Source organism: Bacillus sp. JZ34 (assembly GCF_053903205.1).
The window spans coordinates 2,493,098-2,510,000 of sequence record NZ_CP096403.1 but is presented as its reverse complement, the minus strand read 5'-3'; the positions used below and the strand labels follow the sequence as shown (position 1 = coordinate 2,510,000).

Here is a 16,903-nt window from a genome sequence, read left to right as displayed (position 1 = left end):
ACCGTTCTTGAAGACGATACATATTTCCCACCCACACGACTTGAAGCGTGAGGATTTTCCGACATCAGTTATGGCATTAGGCTATTTTGACGGTGTTCACCTGGGACATCAGCAAGTGATTCTTACAGCAAAAAACACCGCGGCAAGAGAAGGGGTCAAAACGGCGGTGATGACCTTTCATCCCCACCCTTCTGCCGTGCTCAAAAAAGGCCGGGAGCCAAAAGATTTAATCACGCCATTGCAGGACAAAATCAGCATCATTGAAGATTTAGGGGTCGATTTTTTATACGTTGTCACATTTACCCCTGAATTCGCTTCTCTATCGCCTGAAGAATTTATCGATCAATATATACTCGGCTTTCACGTTACTCATGTTGTAGCCGGATTTGACTTTACCTTCGGGAAATTCGGCAAAGGCACAATGGAAAACTTCCAGGAGTATGCGAAAGGCCGTGTCAAAAGCACGTCTGTCGCAAAATACTCCAATCAGGACCAAAAGGTGAGCTCCACGAGAATCCGCACCGTCCTGGGAGCCGGAGACGTCGAGTACGCCGCTGAACTGCTCGGCAGGCCGTACCATGTGAAAGGCTTTGTGATCCACGGCGATAAAAGGGGCCGAACGATCGGATTTCCGACCGCCAATATCGGCCTTAAAGACACATACATCGTCCCGCCGACAGGTGTGTATGCCGTTAAAGCCGAAATCGGCGGCGCTGTCTACAACGGCGTCTGCAATGTCGGATACAAGCCGACGTTTTACGAAAAACGGCCGGGGCAGCCTTCAATCGAAGTCAACTTATTCGATTTTGATCGTGACATATACGGGTCCGAAATTAAGGTTGAATGGTATAAGCGGCTGAGGAGCGAAAAAAAATTCGGCAGCGTTGACGAGCTTGTCGAACAGATTTCTAGAGACAAAGAAGAAGCGATCCGCTTCTTCAGAGAGCGGAAGCCGGCCGAAATCTAGATGTATGGAAACGGCAATACGCGTCAACAATGGTGATAATAGCTAAACTTCATCATAAATGGTTGCATTAGGCCCGCATTTCTAGTATCATATTGTCTGTAGCTTTAAAACCGTTCACTTGGCAAATCGAATCACCGGCGTTTGCTAGGTAATCGGGGCTAATATTATATGGAGGTGAAACAGGATGGCAATTACTCAAGAGCGTAAAACACAACTCATCAATGAGTTCAAAACCCACGAATCTGACACGGGATCACCGGAAGTTCAGATCGCTATCCTAACAGATCAAATCAACAACTTGAACGAGCATTTACGCACTCACAAGAAAGACCATCACTCACGTCGCGGTCTTCTTAAAATGGTAGGTAAACGTCGTAATCTTCTTACGTATCTTCGTAACAAAGACGTAACTCGTTACCGTGAGTTGATCAACAAACTAGGATTACGTCGATAATCGTAAAAAGCGGGAGGATTCCCGCTTTTTTATCGTATAAGAACGAATATCCGGCAACTCTAAAACGCGTTGTTCATATAAATGATTTTAAATGACACCGATTCATTCTTTACATAGCACTTTGCCATTGATATGTTCAATTCATTTCGTTCATAATAGGAGTAACGTAAAAACTATCCGAAGAGAGGAGTTCATATAAGAATGGGACAAGAGAAACATGTCTTTTCCATAGATTGGGCCGGCCGCAAGCTGACGGTAGAAACCGGCCAGCTTGCAAAACAAGCAAACGGAGCTGTCATGGTGCGTTATGGAGACACCGCTGTGCTCAGCACCGCAACGGCTTCAAAAGAACCTAAAACCGTAGATTTCTTCCCGTTAACCGTGAATTATGAAGAAAGACTTTATGCCGTCGGAAAGATTCCGGGCGGGTTTATTAAAAGAGAGGGCAGACCGAGCGAAAAAGCGATTCTCGCCAGCCGGTTAATCGACCGGCCGATTCGTCCGCTGTTCGCAGACGGCTTCCGGAATGAAGTTCAAGTCGTCAGCATCGTCATGAGTGTTGACCAGGATTGTTCGTCGGAAATGGCGGCAATGTTCGGATCGTCTCTTGCGCTGTCCGTATCGGACATCCCGTTTGAAGGGCCGATTGCCGGAGTGACGGTAGGCCGGGTTGACAACGAATTCATTATTAATCCGACACTTGAACAGCTTGAAAAAAGCGACATTCACCTCGTCGTAGCGGGAACGAAAGATGCGATCAACATGGTTGAAGCAGGAGCAGACGAAGTTCCGGAAGAGATCATGCTTGAAGCGATCATGTTCGGTCACGAGGAGATCAAGCGGCTTATTGCGTTCCAGGAGGAAATCGTCGCCGCTGTCGGGAAAGAAAAATCAGAAATCACCCTGTATGAGATCGATTCCGATCTGAAAGAAAAAGTGCGGGGAATGGCCGAATCGAACCTCTTAAAAGCGATCCAGGTTCATGAAAAGCACGCGCGCGAGGACGCGATCAGCGAAGTGAAAAACGAGGTTTTGGCCAAGTTTGAAGAAGAGGAACACGATGAAGACACGCTGAAACAAGTGAAAGACATTTTGTCGCAGCTTGTTAAAAATGAAGTGCGCCGTCTGATCACGGAGGAAAAAGTTCGTCCTGACGGCCGGGCAGTCGATGAGATCCGCCCGCTTTCTTCAGAAGTCGGACTCCTTCCGAGAACACACGGTTCAGGCCTTTTCACACGGGGGCAGACGCAGGCGCTCAGCATTTGTACGCTCGGTGCGCTTGGCGATGTACAAATTTTGGACGGTCTCGGTGTCGAGGAATCAAAACGCTTTATGCACCATTACAACTTCCCGCAGTTCAGCGTCGGGGAAACAGGGCCGATGCGCGGACCAGGACGCCGCGAAATCGGGCACGGAGCCCTCGGGGAACGTGCGCTTGAGCCGATTGTTCCGTCTGAAAAAGACTTCCCGTACACCATCCGCCTCGTCTCTGAAGTGCTTGAATCAAACGGTTCAACTTCCCAGGCGAGCATTTGTGCAAGCACGCTTGCTATGATGGATGCAGGGGTGCCGATTAAAGCTCCGGTGGCCGGAATCGCAATGGGTCTTGTTAAATCAGGTGACAACTACACGGTCCTAACCGATATTCAAGGTATGGAAGACCATCTCGGAGATATGGACTTTAAAGTAGCGGGAACGTCCAAAGGCGTCACAGCTCTGCAAATGGATATTAAAATTGAAGGCCTATCAAGAGAGATTTTGGAAGAGGCTCTTCAGCAGGCGAAAAAAGGCAGAATGGAAATTCTTGAAAGCATGCTGAGCACATTGGCTGAATCAAGAAAAGAGCTTTCTCCTTATGCGCCGAAAATCTTGACGATGTCGATCAATCCGGATAAAATCCGCGACGTCATCGGACCAAGCGGAAAACAAATCAATAAGATCATTGAAGATACAGGTGTTAAAATCGATATTGAACAAGACGGCACAATCTTCATCTCTTCCACCGATGAAAGCATGAACCAAAAAGCGAAGAAAATTATCGAAGACCTTGTCAGAGAAGTTGAGGTCGGACAGCTTTACTTAGGTAAAGTAAAGCGGATTGAAAAATTCGGAGCTTTCGTTGAACTGTTCAGCGGAAAAGACGGTTTGGTCCATATTTCAGAGCTTGCGCTCGAACGGGTAGGAAAAGTCGAAGATGTCGTCAAAATCGGCGACGAGCTCCTTGTTAAGGTTACCGAAATCGATAAACAAGGACGCGTCAACTTATCAAGAAAAGCTGTGCTGCGTGAACAGAAGGAAAAAGAAGAACAAAAATCGTAAAAAACGGTGTTTTATCTTGCTTCTGTCTTCGTCTTCAAAGCAAAAGGAAGCCTGGGTAACCCGGCTTCTTTGTTTTAAGCCGTGAAAACGGTCCGGTTCTATCTTGTCCTTTTCTCACATATTTTGTGGGGAAGGGAGGAATACAATTGAAAAGAACGATTGTTCGTGTTTCCGTTTTTTTCTTTCTTTTGCTGATGTCCTATCAGATGATGAACCGTCCGTATTCACAACATTACATAGATGCGATGAAAAAAGATGCGGTCACGGTTGCCGCTCAGAAGGACGAATTGTACCAGGAGCTTTTGCAAAAAGCGCCTGAATATGAAGTAAAGGCCCAAAATGCGAAAATTGATCAAATATGGAAAGCGATTCCCGGCTACAACGGCTTAAAAGTAAACATCGAAAAATCGTACAAAAAAATGAAACGGGCCGGAGCATTTGATGAGAAGCTGCTCGTTTATGATCAAGTGAAACCTGATGTTCATTTAGAATCCTTAAAGCCTGAGCCGATCTACCGCGGACACCCGGATAAACCGATGGTATCGTTTATTATCAATGTCGCCTGGGGTAATGAATATTTGCAGGAGATGCTTCCCGTTTTAGAAAAGCATCGTGTCAAAGCCACCTTTTTTTTGGAGGGCAGATGGGTGAAACATCACTCCGAGCTCGCAAAAGCCATCCAAAACGGCGGACATGAAATCGGAAACCATTCATACAATCATCCGGATATGAGCAAACTGACGAGAGAACGTATTTCAGAACAGCTGCGGATGACAAATGAACAAATAGAGGAAACGCTCGGCGTCAAGCCGAAATGGTTCGCCCCGCCGAGCGGCAGCTTCCGCAAAGAGGTTGTGGATCAGGCTCACAAGATGGGGATGGGAACGATCATGTGGACAGTTGATACGATCGATTGGCAGAAACCGCAGCCGGCCGTCTTACAGCAACGGGTATTAAGCAAAGTACATAACGGCGCCATGATATTAATGCATCCGACAGATCCAACTGCAAAAAGTCTTGCCGTTTTGATACAGAACCTTCATGAAAAAGGCTATCAAATCGGAACTGTTTCACAGCTGATGAATGAAAAAAGGCTTGTTGAAGAATAGGATGTGCGGCCCGTTCTTTGAATAGGAGGAACAAATTTGATTAAACGGTATACTTGTCAAAATGGGGTAAGAATCGTATTCGAAAACAATCCCACTGTCCGGTCTGTGGCCATCGGAGTTTGGATTGGAACCGGATCAAGACATGAAACACCTGAAATTAACGGTATTTCGCACTTTCTTGAGCACATGTTTTTCAAAGGGACTAAAACGCGCACTGCAAGGGACATCGCAGAGTCTTTCGACAGAATCGGCGGACAGGTCAACGCGTTTACCTCAAAGGAATATACGTGCTATTACGCCAAAGTTCTCGATGAGCATGCAAGCTATGCTCTGGAAGTGCTTTCTGACATGTTCTTTCATTCATCATTTGACGAGGAAGAATTGAAAAAAGAAAAAAACGTCGTCTATGAAGAGATTAAAATGTATGAGGACACGCCTGACGACATCGTCCACGATCTCTTGAGCAAAGCGTCATTCGGCAGCCATTCCCTCGGTTATCCGATCCTCGGCACAGAGGAGACGCTTGCTGAATTTGACGGAGATTCGCTCAGAAAATATATGGACGAATATTACACGCCTGACCGCGTCGTCATTTCGATAGCCGGAAATGTGCCGGAAGCTTTTATAAAAGAAGCTGAAAAGCACTTTGGCTCATATGAAGCCAAAGGCAAAAGAACCGGCATGACAAAACCGGATTTTCATCATGAGAAAATGACGCGCAAAAAAGAAACCGAACAGGCTCACCTCTGTCTCGGCTTTAACGGGCTGGAAGCAGGTCACCCGGAAATCTACGATTTGATCGTTCTCAATAATATTTTGGGAGGGAGCATGAGCAGCCGCCTCTTTCAGGATGTCCGGGAAGATAAAGGTCTTGCATATTCCGTGTTCAGCTACCACACTTCCTATGAAGACAGCGGCATGATGACGATCTACGCCGGAACCGGCGCAAATCAGCTTCAGCTTCTGTCAGAAACGATTCATGAAACACTGCGTGTGCTGAAAAGCGACGGAATTACACCGAAAGAGCTTGAAAACAGCAAAGAGCAAATGAAAGGCAGCCTGATGCTCAGTCTCGAAAGCACAAACAGCAAAATGAGCCGCAACGGCAAAAATGAGCTTTTGCTCGGCAAACACCGGACGCTTGATGAAATCATCGAAAAGTTGAATGCCGTCAGCCTTGAGCGTGTGAACAATCTTGCCAACCGGATTTTCACCGATGATTACTCGTCTGCATTGATCAGCCCGTCGGGTGAGCTGCCGAAATAATACCTCGTTAAAACATGCTTGTCTTTTTAGGCAGGCATGTTTTTTGTTATCGGTTCATACATCATAACAAAAGGGGGTTTTTTCATGAGGCTGAGTGAGCTTTCGGGAAAAGAAATCGTCGATGTTAAGCGGGCTGAACGGCTTGGGGTACTGGGGCAGACGGATCTTGAGATCAATGAGCAGGACGGACAGATTACCGCTCTTATTATCCCTTCTGTAAAATGGTTCGGACTTGGCAGAAAACAGGGGAATGACATCAAGGTGCCCTGGTCGCAAATTCAAAAAATCGGATCGGATATGATCATTTTGGATGTGCCGGAAAGCAGCGTGACAAAAGAAGAATAAGCAAGCCTAGAACACCCGCCCGTCCCTTGGGGCGGGCTTTTTGTTTTTCTGGATTTCAATTCACCGCTATTTCCTTTTTGTCATATGATGAAATTAGCTTATGAATTAGATCCTTGTCAAAAAAGAAGGTGAATGTTAGAGCCATGTTAACCGGATTAACAATTGCAATCATCGGCGGCGATGCAAGGCAGCTCGAGATCATCCGCAAGCTGACGGAACAGGATGCAAAGGTCTTTTTAATCGGTTTTGACCAGCTTGATCACGGGTTTACCGGAGCTACAAAACTAAAGCTGAACGAACTCGACTTTGGCACAATAGACAGCATTATTCTGCCTGTATCAGGCACATCGATGGAAGGAACGGTTGCGACTGTTTTTTCCAATGAAAAAGTGGTGTTAAAACAGGAACATTTAGAAAAAACTCCGCCTCACTGTGCGATTTATTCAGGGATTTCAAACCAGTATTTAGACGGCATGGCCAAAGGGGCAAACCGCCGTCTTGTCAAGCTCTTTGAAAGAGACGATATTGCGATTTACAACTCGATACCTACAGTCGAAGGTGCCATTATGATGGCCATACAGCATACAGACTTTACGATTCACGGCTCGAATGTGATGGTTCTCGGGCTCGGGCGGACGGGAATGAGCATCAGCCGGTCGTTCTCGGCGCTCGGAGCACGCGTAAAAGTCGGAGCGCGCGACTCCGCCCACCTCGCCAGAATCTTGGAGATGGGCCTCACTCCTTTCCACACAAACGAACTTGCAGAGCATGTTGAAAATATCGACATTTGCATCAATACCATTCCAAGCCTGATTCTCGATAAACACGTCCTCTCACGAATGACACCCAGAACATTAATTCTCGATTTAGCAACCCGTCCCGGAGGCACCGATTTTGATTTTGCTGAAAAGCAAGGCATTAAAGCGCTGCTTGCTCCGGGACTCCCCGGGATCGTCGCGCCTAAAACGGCGGGACAGATTATTGCCAATGTTTTGTGCAACCTTTTGTCTGAATTAACAACCGACCGAAAGGGGCTGTCATAATGTCGATCAAAGGAAAAAGAATCGGATTTGGTCTGACGGGTTCACATTGCACGTATGATGCTGTATTTCCGCAAATCGAAGCGCTGATCAACAATGGAGCTGAAGTGAGACCGGTCGTCACGCATACTGTCAAGTCGACGGACACACGCTTTGGAGAAGGAGAAGAATGGGTCAGGAGAATAGAGGAACTGACTGGATTTAAAGTCATTGATTCCATTCCGAAAGCGGAGCCTCTCGGACCGAAAACTCCGCTGGACTGCATGGTTGTTGCGCCACTGACGGGAAATTCGATGAGCAAGCTCGCAAACGCCCAGACGGACAGTCCGGTTCTCATGGCGGCCAAGGCGACGATGAGAAACTCCCGTCCCGTTGTCCTCGGTATTTCAACGAATGATGCGCTCGGCTTGAACGGCGTCAACTTGATGAGGCTGATGGCGGCAAAAAACGTTTACTTTATTCCGTTCGGCCAGGATGATCCTTATAAAAAGCCGAATTCGCTCGTCGCCAAAATGGATCTTTTAGTGCCGGCGGTCGAAGAAGCGCTCTCCCATAAACAAATGCAGCCTATCCTGGTCCACAGTGATCAATAAATCTTTTGAAAATAAAGTTGTAACAAAAAATATCAATCACCACGGCACACATCTATGTTAAAATAAAATGTAAAATGCATAGTCAACCAATCGTTTACGACGATTAAGGTGGAAGGAGTTTTACAATTGGGCAGAGGATTACATGTAGCAGTAGTTGGTGCGACAGGCGCTGTAGGACAGCAAATGTTAAAAACACTAGAAGACAGGAATTTTGAACTGGATAAACTGACTTTATTATCCTCAAAACGTTCAGCAGGTACGAAGCAGACTTTCAAAGGCGAAGAGTACACTGTAGAAGAAGCTCGTCCAGAGAGCTTTGAAGGCGTCAACATCGCGCTTTTCAGCGCTGGGGGAAGCGTTTCGCAGGCGCTTGCTCACGAGGCTGTCAAACGCGGGGCGATCGTTATTGATAATACGAGCGCATTCCGAATGGACCAAAACACTCCGCTCGTCGTACCTGAGGTCAATGAGGCAGATTTGCACAAGCACAACGGCATTATTGCAAATCCGAACTGTTCAACAATCCAGATGGTTGTTGCGCTCGAACCGATCCGCAAGGCTTTCGGTTTAAACAAAATCATCGTGTCGACTTATCAGGCGGTGTCGGGAGCCGGAAACGAAGCGGTAAAAGAGCTCTACGGGCAAACCGAAGCCATTTTGAACGACAAACCGTTCGAGCCTGAGATCATGCCGGTGAAGAGTGATGAAAAACACTACCAAATCGCATTTAACGCTATTCCTCAAATCGATAAATTTCAGGAAAACGGCTTTACGTTTGAGGAAATGAAAATGATAAATGAAACGAAAAAAATCATGCACATGCCTGAGCTTCAAGTTTCAGCCACATGTGTCAGACTGCCGGTTGCAACAGGGCATTCAGAATCCGTCTACATCGAAACAGACCGTGATGATGTGACAGCAGAAGATATTAAAAATCTGTTAAAAGAAGCTCCAGGCGTCGTTCTGCAGGATGATCCGGCTGAACAGGTCTATCCGATGCCTGCAGATGCAGTAGGTAAAAGAGACGTGTTTGTCGGCCGGGTGAGAAAAGACCTTGACCGCCCGAACGGCTTCCATCTGTGGATCGTTTCCGACAACCTGCTGAAAGGCGCAGCATGGAATTCCGTACAAATCGCAGAAAGCCTAAAAGCTTTAAATTTAGTTTAAGATTTCTAACGGGATGTGAGAAGAGAGTGAGGCAAAAATGAAAGCCTGCTCTCTTCTGTTACGTCCGAAATCAACTTGGAGTGAAATAAAGTGAAAATCATCGTTCAAAAATTCGGCGGAACGTCTGTAAAAGATGACCGCGGCAGAAAGCTTGCCTTAAGCCATATTCAGGAAGCGGTCAATGAAGGATACAAAGCGGTTGTCGTCGTATCGGCCATGGGCCGGAAAGGCGATCCGTATGCGACTGATTCATTGCTTGATCTGCTTTACGGCGGACAGGATACGATTACCGAGCGCGAGCAGGATATGCTTTTATCATGCGGAGAAACGATTTCCTCTGTTGTGTTCGCCAGCATGCTTTTGGAAAACGGGATTAAAGCAGCTGCTTTAACCGGTGCGCAAGCGGGCTTTTTAACGGACAACAACCATACGAATGCAAAGATTCTCGAAATGAAGCCGGAGCGGCTTGTCAGCATGCTGGCCGACCATGATGCGGTTGTCGTCGCAGGCTTCCAAGGCGCGACTGCAAAAGGGGACATTACAACGATCGGCCGCGGCGGAAGCGATACATCGGCCGCTGCGCTCGGCGCGGCGCTGGACGCGGAATTTATCGATATTTATACAGATGTCGAAGGCGTCATGACCGCTGATCCGCGCATCGTTGAAAAAGCGAAGCCGCTGCCTGTGATTACCTATACGGAAATCTGTAATTTAGCCTATCAGGGGGCCAAGGTGATCCACCCGAGAGCCGTTGAAATCGCAATGCAGGCGAAAGTGCCGATCCGCGTGCGTTCAACCTATTCAAACGAGACGGGCACGCTCGTCACAAGCCATCACAACTCAAAAGCCGGAAGCGACGTTTTTGAGCGGCTTATCACTGGCATCGCCCATGTGAAAGACGTGACACAGTTTAAAGTCCCGGCAAAAGAAGGACAATATAACGTACAGACTGAAGTGTTTAAAGCGATGGCGAATGCCGGCATCAGCGTCGATTTCTTCAATATTACACCAAGTGAAATTGTCTACACGGTGGCTGGAAACATGACCGACCGCGCCTCTGGCATCCTGAAAGAATTGGGCTATGAACCGGCCGTGACAAGAAATTGCGCGAAAGTGTCAGCAGTTGGCGCGGGAATTATGGGCGTTCCGGGCGTTACCTCAAAAATCGTTACCGCTTTATCAGAAAAAGGCATTCCGATCTTGCAGTCTGCTGACAGCCATACGACGATATGGGTGCTCGTGCACGAGAAAAATATGGCGACGGCCGTGAATGCGTTGCATGAAGTGTTTGAACTGTCAAAATAAATATGATTGAATCATGATGAGGTGAAAAAAATGAATTTCGGAAATATCGCAACCGCAATGGTTACGCCCTTTGACAAAAATGAAAATATCGATTTTCAAAAACTGTCAAAGCTGATCGATTATTTAATAAACAATGGGACGGATTCCCTGGTGGTTGCCGGAACAACCGGAGAATCGCCGACGCTTTCCGAAGAAGAAAAGGTAGCGCTCATTCAATATTCCGTCAAGGAAGCGGCAGGCCGCGTCCCGATCATCGCCGGCACGGGAAGCAACAACACGAAAGCGTCGATCAAGCTGACGAAAAAAGCTGAAGAAGCCGGCGCTGACGCCGTCATGCTCGTCACTCCGTACTACAACAAGCCTTCTCAGGAAGGCATGTACCGCCATTTCAGAGCGATTGCGGAGGAAACGTCACTGCCTGTCATGCTTTATAATGTACCGGGAAGAACGGCTGCTTCGCTCGCACCGGAAACGACGATCCGCCTTGCGGAGATCCCGAATATCATTGCGATTAAAGAAGCGAGCGGCGACTTAGATGCGATTACAAAAATCGTAGCTGAAACCCCTGAGGACTTTGCCGTTTATTCAGGAGATGACAGCCTGACACTGCCGGCCTTGTCCGTAGGAGCGAGAGGAATCGTTTCCGTTGCATCACATATCATCGGACCGGAAATGCAGGAAATGATCAAACATTATACAGAGGGGAACACGGCTCAGGCTGCTTTGATCCACCAAAAGCTGCTTCCGCTGATGAAAGGGCTTTTTGCCGCACCGAATCCGTCTCCATTAAAGACGGCTCTTCAGCTGAAGGGTCTTGATGTCGGGTCCGTCCGGCTCCCTTTGATTCCGCTAAATGAAGATGAACGACTCCGTTTAAGCAGCCTGATGAACGGCCTGTAAAAAACAATACGGACGAAAACGGTCATTCTCTTTTGGAGGGGATGACCGTTTGTCATATACATAATGGTTCTTGTTTTCTAAATTTAGATTCAGGTATAATAGGGACAAGTGATGATGGACGGGTACTTAGATTAGGAGGATTACAATTTGAAAAAAAATACAGAAAATATTAGAATCATCGCCTTAGGAGGCGTCGGAGAGATCGGAAAAAACCTTTATGTCATTGAAATCGATTCTGACATATTCGTGGTTGACGCCGGTCTCATGCATCCAGAAAATGAAATGCTGGGTATCGATGTGGTCATTCCTGACATTTCATATTTAATTGAACGATCTGACCGCGTAAAGGCGATTTTTCTCACACACGGGCATGAGGAAAACATCGGCGGCGTATTTTACTGCCTGAACAAACTTTCTGTGCCTGTTTACGGAACGAAGCTGACGCTCGCCCTTTTAAAGGAAACGCTGAAGCAGTACGGTGTAAACAAAAAGCCCGATTTAAGAGAAATTCATTCAAAATCTGTTATTACATTTGAATCGACAAAGGTGTCATTCTTTAAAACAAATCACAGCATTCCGGATTCCGTCGGTGTCAGCTTTAAAACATCCCTCGGGTCCATCGTGTGCACTGGCGATTTTAAATTTGACCAGACACCTGTTTTAAACCAGACAAGCGACATCGGCGAAATTGCCAAAATCGGCAACAGCGGTGTGCTGTGCCTGCTTTCCGACAGTGCCAATGCTGAGAAACCGGGCTATACGCCTTCAGAAGCAGTCGTCGGCGGAGAGATATCCGATGTAATGTACAATGCCGAAAACCGCGTCATTATTGCCGTGTTCGCGTCTAACTTTAACCGGATTCAGCAGGTCATTGATGCCGCGCTCCAAAACGGCAGGAAGCTTGCGGTTTCAGGAAAAAATATTTCGACGATACTCCAGCTGGCGATGAAGCTCGGGTATGTCACGGCAGATGAAGATCTGTTCATCCCTGTCCAGGAAGTTAAAAAGTATCCGAAAAGAGAAGTCGCGATTTTGACAGGGGACAACCATGGAGAGCCGCTCGCCGCATTGACCAGGATCGCAAAACAAGGGCATAAGCAGCTCGACATTGAGAAAGGGGATACCGTCCTGATCGCATCCTCCCCTATTCCGGGTCAGGAGCTTGTCTACTCCAAAGCGGTCGACCTCTTAACAAGAGCGGGCGCGCAGGTCGTTTTCGCCCAAAAACGCGTCCATGTATCAGGCCATGGCTGTCAGGAAGAACTGAAGCTGATGCTCAACCTGCTGAAGCCGAAGTATTTAATCCCCGTAAACGGTGAATACAGAATGCAAAAAGCGCATTCCAAGCTTGCCGAAGAAATCGGTATGAAACGGAGCGACATTTTCCTGATTGAAAAAGGAGACGTCGTGGAATTCCGCGGACAAAACGTGAAAATCGGCGATAAAGTGCATTCAGGCAATATTTTGATCGATGGACTCGGTGTCGGCGACATCGGCAATATCGTGCTCAGAGACCGCCGTCTTCTGTCCCAGGACGGAATCTTAATCGTTGTGATTACCCTTGATAAAAAGAAAAAACATCTTGTATCAGGACCCGAAATTATCACGAGAGGTTTTGTCTATGTCAGAGAATCTGAACAGCTGATCGTTGAAGCGACGGAACTTGTCAGGGAACTCGTCAACGAAAGCACAGAAAACGCCGTCGTCGAATGGTCCGCCTTAAAACAGGCGATGCGTGACGCACTAAACCAGTTCCTATACGAAAAAACGAAACGAAAACCAATGATCATTCCAATCATCATGGAAGTATAAAACCAAGAGATTTCTCTTGGTTTTTTTCATGCCTTTTGCGTTGAATGAAAAAAACGCCATTGTCCATAATACAAAAGAAACTCGAGAAAGAGGTGAGCCAGATGGACTCAAACCGGATACAAAACGGGGACAGCCAGGGGGAGCAGCCGGCTAAGCCGGACGCAAAAGACAGTCTCGTCAACAAAATCCAGCAGCTCGGCGAAACGACACTCCCGCAAATGGGTCAGGATACCAACATTCACTGTCTGACCATTATCGGGCAAATTGAAGGTCACGTACAGCTTCCTCCCCAAAATAAAACAACAAAATATGAACACGTGATTCCCCAGATCGTTGCAGTAGAGCAGAATCCTAAAATCGAAGGGCTGCTCATCATCTTAAACACGGTCGGAGGAGACGTTGAAGCGGGTCTTGCGATTGCGGAAATGCTGGCGTCTCTGTCAAAGCCGACGGTCTCTATCGTGCTGGGCGGCGGACATTCAATCGGAGTTCCAATTGCGGTGTCCTGCGACCACAGCTATATCGCTGAAACAGCGACGATGACGATCCATCCGGTCAGACTGACAGGGCTTGTCATCGGTGTGCCGCAGACATTTGAGTATCTCGATAAAATGCAGGAAAGGGTCATCAATTTCGTGACAAGTCATTCGAACATATCGGAAGACAAATTTAAAGAACTGATGTTTTCAAAAGGCAATTTGACCCGCGATATCGGGACGAATGTCGTAGGAAACGATGCCGTGAAATACGGATTAATCGATGAAACCGGCGGAGTCGGACAGGCGATTCAAAAGCTGAATGAATTAATCGAACAAAACAAAGGCGCCCAGGAAGGGATGATCCAATGATTCTGTATACGACAATGCCGCAGGAAATCGTGTTCGCAGGGCAGGCGGAAAACTCGAACTTAAAACAGATCGATGTCAACGGCGTGCCCCTTTTAGTCGAAATGAACGGAGAGGAAGCAAGAGTCGTCCAAGTTCTCAGCACGAACCCGATGGATTTTTTAAAACAAGAAACAGCACCTGGGCAGACGCTTAAACTGACATTTTATAAATAGCTGAAGTGTCGCAAGGATAAATATGCTATAATAGGGGAATCCAGAGGAAAATCGCAGCCGAAAAAAGGCTGCTTTCTCTTTGTTTTTACATTTTTTAACACGCAGTAAGGTGATGGAACATGGCAAAAAGAAAACGAAAATCAACAAAGAAACAAAAACAAGGAAAAAAACGGATTCATCTTAAATTTGAATTGTACGGATTAATCTGTATCGCCATCTCGATTATTGCGGTTTTGCAGCTTGGCGTAGCAGGGCAAACGTTCATTTACATGTTCCGCTTTTTCGCCGGTGAATGGTTCATCCTTTGCTTTCTCGGCCTTTTTTTAACGGGTGTGTCTTTATTTTGGAAGAAGAAAACACCCAGTTTTTTAACAAGGAGAAAAGCGGGCCTTTACTGCATCATCGCAAGCATGCTGCTTCTTTCCCATGTCCAGCTGTTTCAGCATTTGACCGAAAGGGGAATCGTTCAGTCTCCGAGCGTAATCCAAAATACGTGGGAGCTGTTTCTGATGGATGTAAAAGGCGAGACAGGATCACCTGATCTTGGAGGCGGAATGATTGGAGCCGTTTTATTTGCGGCGTCATACTTTCTGTTTGCATCTGCAGGGTCTAAAATCATCGCCGTCTTCCTGATCTTGATCGGCCTTCTTTTGATTACGGACCGTTCGTTGCAGGAGACGCTGATCAAATGGATGACCCCGGTCGCCTCCTTCATTAAAAACCAGTGGCAGGCCTTTTTAGCAGACATTAAACAATTGAAAAGCAGCTCGCCCAAAAAGAAATCAGGAAAAAAACAAAAGGCGCAGAGAAAACCGAAAGTGTCTGAAGAGCCTGTACAAGAAGCGGAGCTTGATCCAGATCCGGTGATTCAGTCAGAACCGATTATTTCAAGCTTTTCCGACCGTGATGAAAAACCCGAAGTTCAAGCGTACGAAGCTCAGGCGCCTGCCCCTGCCGAGCATTCTCCTGAGCCTGAAGCCGGTGAGGACATGCAGGCTACAGGCGCGCCCGAGATCACGTTCACAGAGCTTGAAAACAAGGATTATCAGCTTCCGTCGATTCAATTGCTGGATGAGCCGAAGCACACAGGGCAGCAGGCGGATAAAAAGAATATTTACGACAATGCCAGGAAGCTGGAAAAGACGTTTCAAAGCTTTGGAGTTAAGGCGAAAGTCACCCAGGTTCATCTCGGCCCGGCCGTAACGAAATATGAAGTCTATCCTGATGTGGGCGTCAAAGTCAGCAAAATTGTCAATTTAAGTGATGACTTGGCTCTTGCGCTCGCGGCCAAAGATATCCGCATCGAAGCCCCGATTCCCGGAAAATCGGCGATTGGAATCGAAGTCCCGAATGCGGAAGTCGCGATGGTTTCCTTGAAAGAAGTGCTCGAATCGAAACTGAATGACCGGCCGGATGCAAAGCTGATGATCGGACTCGGCCGGAACATTTCCGGAGAAGCTGTATTGGCAGAGCTGAACAAAATGCCCCATCTTCTTGTTGCAGGAGCGACAGGAAGCGGGAAAAGCGTCTGTGTCAACGGGATTATTACAAGCATTTTGATGAGGGCAAAGCCCCACGAAGTGAAGATGATGATGATCGACCCGAAAATGGTCGAGCTCAACGTCTACAACGGGATTCCGCATTTGCTCGCGCCCGTCGTGACAGATCCGAAAAAAGCATCGCAGGCTTTGAAGAAAGTCGTCAACGAAATGGAGCGGCGCTACGAATTGTTTTCTCACACGGGAACGAGAAATATCGAAGGGTATAACGACTATATTAAACGGATGAATGCCGCAGAAGAAGCAAAGCAGCCGGAGCTGCCATACATCATTGTGATCGTGGACGAGCTTGCCGACCTGATGATGGTCGCTTCCTCTGATGTGGAAGACTCGATCACAAGGCTTTCGCAAATGGCAAGGGCGGCGGGAATCCATCTGATCATCGCGACGCAGCGGCCTTCGGTCGATGTCATTACAGGGGTTATTAAAGCCAATATTCCGTCAAGGATCGCTTTCAGCGTATCGTCGCAGACAGACTCCAGAACGATTCTTGATATGGGAGGCGCTGAAAAACTTCTCGGCAGAGGGGACATGCTGTTCCTGCCTGTCGGCGCCAACAAACCGCTCCGCGTCCAAGGGGCCTTCCTGTCAGATGAAGAAGTTGAAAAAGTTGTCGATCACGTCATCACCCAGCAAAAAGCCCAATACCAAGAAGAAATGATTCCAGAAGAGACGCAGGAAACGGTCAGCGAAGTGACAGACGATCTTTACGACGAAGCGGTTGCGCTTGTCGTCAGCATGCAGACGGCGTCCGTGTCCATGCTGCAAAGGAGATTCCGCATCGGCTACACAAGAGCGGCGCGGCTTATCGATGCCATGGAAGAGCGGGGAATCGTCGGCCCTTATGAAGGTTCAAAGCCCCGTGAAGTCCTCTTGTCAAAAGAGCAATATGAAGAACTCTCTTCTTAAGAAGAGAGTTCTTGTTTTACATAATTTCATTATGTAAACTGGAAAACGTCTATTTATTTATTTGACAAAACATGATATAGTTATCCTCAATTAAAGGT

The 16,903-nt window shown here is 47.3% G+C and carries 15 protein-coding genes; all 15 read left to right on the top strand.

Annotated elements, in window-relative coordinates; genetic code table 11:
- Positions 1-7 precede the first annotated feature (7 nt).
- Positions 8-967, top strand: coding sequence for a bifunctional riboflavin kinase/FAD synthetase (gene ribF, locus M1D90_RS12635; RefSeq protein WP_020451435.1), 960 nt, complete (start codon positions 8-10; stop codon positions 965-967).
- A 184-nt stretch (positions 968-1,151) separates the two neighbouring features.
- The gene (rpsO, locus tag M1D90_RS12630) at positions 1,152-1,421 is read left to right on the top strand and encodes a 30S ribosomal protein S15 (protein ID WP_003181879.1); all 270 of its coding nucleotides are present in this window, start codon (positions 1,152-1,154) and stop codon (positions 1,419-1,421) included.
- 201 nt (positions 1,422-1,622) lie between these two features.
- Entirely contained in the window at positions 1,623-3,740 is a 2,118-nt protein-coding gene (gene pnp / locus M1D90_RS12625; RefSeq protein ID WP_020451436.1) for a polyribonucleotide nucleotidyltransferase, read from the top strand.
- A 146-nt stretch (positions 3,741-3,886) separates the two neighbouring features.
- Entirely contained in the window at positions 3,887-4,849 is a 963-nt protein-coding gene (locus M1D90_RS12620; RefSeq protein ID WP_026579722.1) for a polysaccharide deacetylase family protein, read from the top strand.
- A 36-nt stretch (positions 4,850-4,885) separates the two neighbouring features.
- Complete coding sequence (locus M1D90_RS12615) at positions 4,886-6,115, top strand: M16 family metallopeptidase (RefSeq protein WP_025811414.1); 1,230 nt, start codon at positions 4,886-4,888, stop codon at positions 6,113-6,115.
- Positions 6,116-6,199: 84 nt separating this feature from the next.
- Complete coding sequence (locus M1D90_RS12610) at positions 6,200-6,460, top strand: YlmC/YmxH family sporulation protein (protein ID WP_003181887.1); 261 nt, start codon at positions 6,200-6,202, stop codon at positions 6,458-6,460.
- A gap of 143 nt (positions 6,461-6,603) precedes the next feature.
- On the top strand, positions 6,604-7,503 hold the full coding sequence (gene dpaA / locus M1D90_RS12605; protein WP_020451439.1) for a dipicolinic acid synthetase subunit A: 900 nt from the start codon (positions 6,604-6,606) through the stop codon (positions 7,501-7,503).
- Complete coding sequence (gene dpaB / locus M1D90_RS12600; protein WP_025811418.1) at positions 7,500-8,093, top strand: dipicolinate synthase subunit B; 594 nt, start codon at positions 7,500-7,502, stop codon at positions 8,091-8,093. The genes dpaA and dpaB overlap by 4 nt, the downstream gene beginning before the upstream one ends.
- Positions 8,094-8,219: 126 nt before the next feature.
- The gene (asd, locus tag M1D90_RS12595) at positions 8,220-9,260 is read left to right on the top strand and encodes an aspartate-semialdehyde dehydrogenase (protein WP_025811420.1); all 1,041 of its coding nucleotides are present in this window, start codon (positions 8,220-8,222) and stop codon (positions 9,258-9,260) included.
- 90 nt (positions 9,261-9,350) lie between these two features.
- Entirely contained in the window at positions 9,351-10,565 is a 1,215-nt protein-coding gene (dapG, locus tag M1D90_RS12590) for an aspartate kinase (protein WP_020451442.1), read from the top strand.
- Between the two features lie 30 nt (positions 10,566-10,595).
- A complete protein-coding gene (gene dapA, locus M1D90_RS12585; RefSeq protein ID WP_020451443.1) occupies positions 10,596-11,465 on the top strand; it encodes a 4-hydroxy-tetrahydrodipicolinate synthase in 870 nt (289 codons plus the stop codon).
- Between the two features lie 147 nt (positions 11,466-11,612).
- Positions 11,613-13,277, top strand: a complete 1,665-nt coding sequence (gene rnjB / locus M1D90_RS12580) for a ribonuclease J2 (RefSeq protein WP_020451444.1) — start codon at positions 11,613-11,615, stop codon at positions 13,275-13,277.
- A 101-nt stretch (positions 13,278-13,378) separates the two neighbouring features.
- Positions 13,379-14,125 carry a ClpP family protease gene (locus tag M1D90_RS12575; RefSeq protein WP_020451445.1) on the top strand — a complete coding sequence of 249 codons (747 nt, stop codon included), beginning with the start codon at positions 13,379-13,381 and terminating at the stop codon, positions 14,123-14,125.
- A complete protein-coding gene (locus M1D90_RS12570) occupies positions 14,122-14,337 on the top strand; it encodes a YlzJ-like family protein (RefSeq protein ID WP_003181904.1) in 216 nt (71 codons plus the stop codon). The genes M1D90_RS12575 and M1D90_RS12570 overlap by 4 nt, the downstream gene beginning before the upstream one ends.
- A gap of 119 nt (positions 14,338-14,456) precedes the next feature.
- Positions 14,457-16,805: a DNA translocase FtsK gene (locus M1D90_RS12565; protein ID WP_023857194.1), complete on the top strand. Its 2,349-nt coding sequence runs from the start codon at positions 14,457-14,459 to the stop codon at positions 16,803-16,805.
- The last annotated feature ends 98 nt before the right edge of the window (positions 16,806-16,903 follow it).

Excerpts from the sequence above, each read along its gene's own strand:
- M1D90_RS12610 (WP_003181887.1), top strand. The coding sequence starts at position 6,200 with ATGAGGCTGAGTGAGCTTTCGGGAAAAGAAATCGTCGATGTTAAGCGG.
- M1D90_RS12570 (WP_003181904.1), top strand. The coding sequence starts at position 14,122 with ATGATTCTGTATACGACAATGCCGCAGGAAATCGTGTTCGCAGGGCAG.
- M1D90_RS12565 (WP_023857194.1), top strand. The coding sequence starts at position 14,457 with ATGGCAAAAAGAAAACGAAAATCAACAAAGAAACAAAAACAAGGAAAA.
- dpaA (WP_020451439.1), top strand. The coding sequence starts at position 6,604 with ATGTTAACCGGATTAACAATTGCAATCATCGGCGGCGATGCAAGGCAG.
- M1D90_RS12575 (WP_020451445.1), top strand. The coding sequence starts at position 13,379 with ATGGACTCAAACCGGATACAAAACGGGGACAGCCAGGGGGAGCAGCCG.
- dapA (WP_020451443.1), top strand. The coding sequence starts at position 10,596 with ATGAATTTCGGAAATATCGCAACCGCAATGGTTACGCCCTTTGACAAA.
- rpsO (WP_003181879.1), top strand. The coding sequence starts at position 1,152 with ATGGCAATTACTCAAGAGCGTAAAACACAACTCATCAATGAGTTCAAA.
- pnp (WP_020451436.1), top strand. The coding sequence starts at position 1,623 with ATGGGACAAGAGAAACATGTCTTTTCCATAGATTGGGCCGGCCGCAAG.